The sequence below is a fragment of the Sphingomonas sp. Leaf62 genome, from assembly GCF_001421915.1.
GTDB lineage: Bacteria > Pseudomonadota > Alphaproteobacteria > Sphingomonadales > Sphingomonadaceae > Sphingomonas.
Genome location: NZ_LMLN01000031.1, coordinates 18,511 through 21,886, shown reverse-complemented (window position 1 = coordinate 21,886; position 3,376 = coordinate 18,511). Strand labels below are relative to the sequence as shown.

The 3,376-nt window shown below is 62.6% G+C and carries 2 protein-coding genes; both read right to left on the bottom strand.

Translation table 11 applies throughout. The features are described from left to right. Positions 1–2,014: TIM-barrel domain-containing protein (locus ASE91_RS18135; protein ID WP_082454121.1), on the bottom strand; the 2,014-nt coding region annotated here is incomplete at its 3' end. Further along, positions 2,014–3,372 carry a DUF5597 domain-containing protein gene (locus tag ASE91_RS18130; protein WP_268795976.1) on the bottom strand — a complete coding sequence of 453 codons (1,359 nt, stop codon included), beginning with the start codon at positions 3,370–3,372 and terminating at the stop codon, positions 2,014–2,016. The genes ASE91_RS18135 and ASE91_RS18130, both read right to left, overlap by 1 nt. Between the last annotated feature and the right edge of the window lie 4 nt (positions 3,373–3,376).

Below are 3,376 nucleotides of genomic sequence, written 5' to 3'. Positions count from 1 at the left end.
AGCGATCCTCGACCGCGAAGCCGCCGATATCATGGGTCCAGTTGGGAATGCCCGACATCGACAGGTTCACGCCCGCCGAAATCTGGTCGCGCAGATCGTCCCAGCGCGATGCGAGGTCGCCCGACCACAAGGCGGCACTGGCGCGCTGGATGCCGCCATAGCCCGACCGGGTCAGGATGAACGGCCGCACATCCGGCTTGGCGATGCGCAATCCGTCGGCGACCCCCTCGGCATGGACCAGCGGATAGCTGTTGAAGAACTCTTCGCCCGGCCCTTGCGCGGTCGGTCCCATCCGGTCGATGCGCTGTTCGATCGACAGGTTCGAATGGATGTCCGGTTCGGTCGCGTCCATCCACCACGCGTCGAAGCCCTTGTCGACCAACGCGTCCTTCATCTGCCGGAAATAGATCGCGCGCGCTTCGGGAGCATAGGGATCGTAATCGGTATTGCGATAGCCTCGACCCACCCAATCCTTCTCGTTGGCGATCAGGTTGCCTTGGTACAGATAGCCCTTGGCGTTCAGTTCCTGCGCGTTCTCGGTGTTCGGATAGAATTTCGGCCACACCGAAATCATGATCCGTGCGTCCTGAGCATGGACGTCGTCGACCATCTGCTGCGGCTTGGGAAAGCGCGCGGGATCGAAGCAATGGCAGCCCCACTGATCCTCGGGCCAGTAGAACCAGTCCTGCACGATGTTGTCGAGCGGTAGACGACGCTTGCGGTATTCGGCGACGACACCTTGCAGTTCCGCCTGGGTGTTGTACCGCTGGCGGCTCTGCCAGAAACCATAGGCCCAGCGCGGCATCAGCGCCGCCTTGCCGGTCAGCGCACGGTATCCGGCGATGACACCGTCCATGTTCTTGCCCGCAACATAATAATAATCGAGCGCATGGGCGACGTCCGACGACCACCATAGCGAATGGCGGTCGGCCTGCGGCAACGGATCGTTCTGGAACAGCGCGATGTAGCCGGCATTCGGCTCCCACTCGATCCGCACCTCTGCGGCTTTTCCGGCGGTCATCGGCAAATCGAAATTGTGGAACCACGGGTTCCAGTTCTGCCGCCAGCGGTTGAGCACTTCCTTGCCGTCGACGAATACCTTCACATAGCTCGACGAATAAAGGCGGAATTTCTGGACGCCGGTCATGGTCGGCACGACGGTGCCGGTCCACACCACCTTCTGCGTCTGCACCGCATTGCCGGCGGTATTCTGTCCGGTGGTCGCCGCGACGGTCTGTGCCTTCGCCTCCGCCGGCCAGTTCGCCTGATCCTTGATGAACTGATAGTTGATCGTCGGCTCGCGGCGCGTGACGGCCAGCCGGTCGCCCAGATAATATTGCGCCCGCCACCCGGCCTGCCCGCCGGACATGACCTTCATGCCGTCGCCGACCAGCCGGTAGGGCTGCGGATTGCCGAAGCGGGTGATGCCGTTATTGTCCCACAACACCCCGTAATTCTTCGTCGATACGACGAACGGGATGCCGATATCCATATTGTGCTGGGCGAGTTCGACGTCCTCGCCATTGTAATTCATCTGCCGGTTCTGGTGCTGGCCCAGACCGTAGAAACCTTCGTCGGTGCCGCGGTTGAACTGCTGGCGGATCGACACGAACTGCTCGCCCCCGGCACTGCGCGGCACGAACGCGGCGCGCGGCGCTTCCTCCAGCGTCAGCTTGCCCGCGGCATCACGGAACCGGACCTGCCCGTCATCGGTGTCGATCTCGGCCGATCCGCCGGCGGCCTTGACCACGACCATGCCCCGCGTCTCGCGCACCGTGAAGTCGCCGGCGGGTTTGGCGGTGACCATCAGGCTGTCGGGCGTGTCGAGGCTGGCATCGGGCACCGCCGTCACCCGGAAGCGGTCGGGACCATAGACCAGCACCCGCACCCGCTTGGCCGGACCGGCATCGGGGGTCACGACCACCCCGCCCGGCACCTTGGCCACCTCGGCGGCCAGCGCCGGCAGCGATACCGACAGGGCAAGCGACAACAGCGTCCAGCGAAGCGTCTTCATCAGCGATACGTCCCCATCGTCACGCGCAGCAGCATCGGCTGCGCCGTAAAGTTCAATCCATAATCGGTCTGGTCGCCGTTCATCACCCGGCGGGCGACGAAGCTGCCGTCATCGGCCAGCGTCCCTTCCTCGACCTTCATCGTCGTGCCAGCGTCTTCGTCAGACTGCTGTGCCTGACCGACGTTCACCCGGATGTCGGTGCCTACGATGATGAACTGATCGGCTGCGACCTGCAGTACGGCCATCCCACCAACCGGCTGATCGGCATTGGGTGGTGGCGCAGCCTTCAGCCATGGCGAGTCCATGCTGCCGAACTGCCATTCGCCGTATTTCGCGGTGATCTTCCACTTACCCATAACCCGCGATTGTTCGGTGTCCGGGGCACCTTTGGCTGTGCCCCATCCGGCATGCAGTGCAGCTAGGCGTGCCCAACCCCGCATCATTGGTTTCAGAAACGCATAGGGCCTCGCAAAGGAGTCGAGCGTGGCGTTGTCCAACGTCACTGCACCAAGCGGGTGGTTCGAATATCCGGTCTCGTCCATGCCGAACGGTGCCCAGCCAATGCCGCCCCGCCCGAGCGTCGGCCAAAGGAAGCGCGCGAAATCCGCAGCGTTTCCGGTCTCCGGAACCATCAACGCGTTGTCCGGACGAGTGTAATGGTCGAGGAACTTCACATAGTTCTTCGCGTCGCGAGTGTATAGGTCGGGAGCGACAAGATCGATATGCGGCGCGGCCGCCTTCCACACGTCGATCACCTGCCAATCAGGACCGCCACTTGCACCGCCCGACTTGCCGAGTGCCGCGAAGGGATCTCCGACCGCGGCGTTGACGTACATCGGCAAAGGTTTGATCGCTTTGCCGGCAGCCGCGATGTCATCGATGTAGCGCGCGGTGTGCCACGCGTTGAACGCAGCTTCTGCTCCGTCGCCAAAGGCTTGGGTCCATGTGCCGCGCTTGCCGAGCTTCGTTGGAACCGCACTTGCAAACAACCGGTTGGCTTTCGCCGAATGATCGCGTCCCTGCTGATACACGCCGACTTCGTTCTCGGGTTGGACCATGATGACCGTGTTGTCGGCGTCCTTTTCTTTTAGATAGTGCATCAGCGCGACGAACGCTTTCTTATCCGCTTCAAGCGTAGCTTCGCCATGCGGCGACAGGGCGTAATGCGTCTTGCCCTCCTTCGTCCGCATTCGGGGAAACCGCGCATTGTCACGCTTCACCCATGCCGGGACGTAGCCGGGCGAGGTGTTCTTCCACGTGCCGAACCACAGCAGCACCAGTTTGACGCCATGTTCGCGCGCCTGCGGCAGCAACGCGTCGAGATAGCTGAAATCGAACTGCCCCTCGACCGGTTCGATCTGT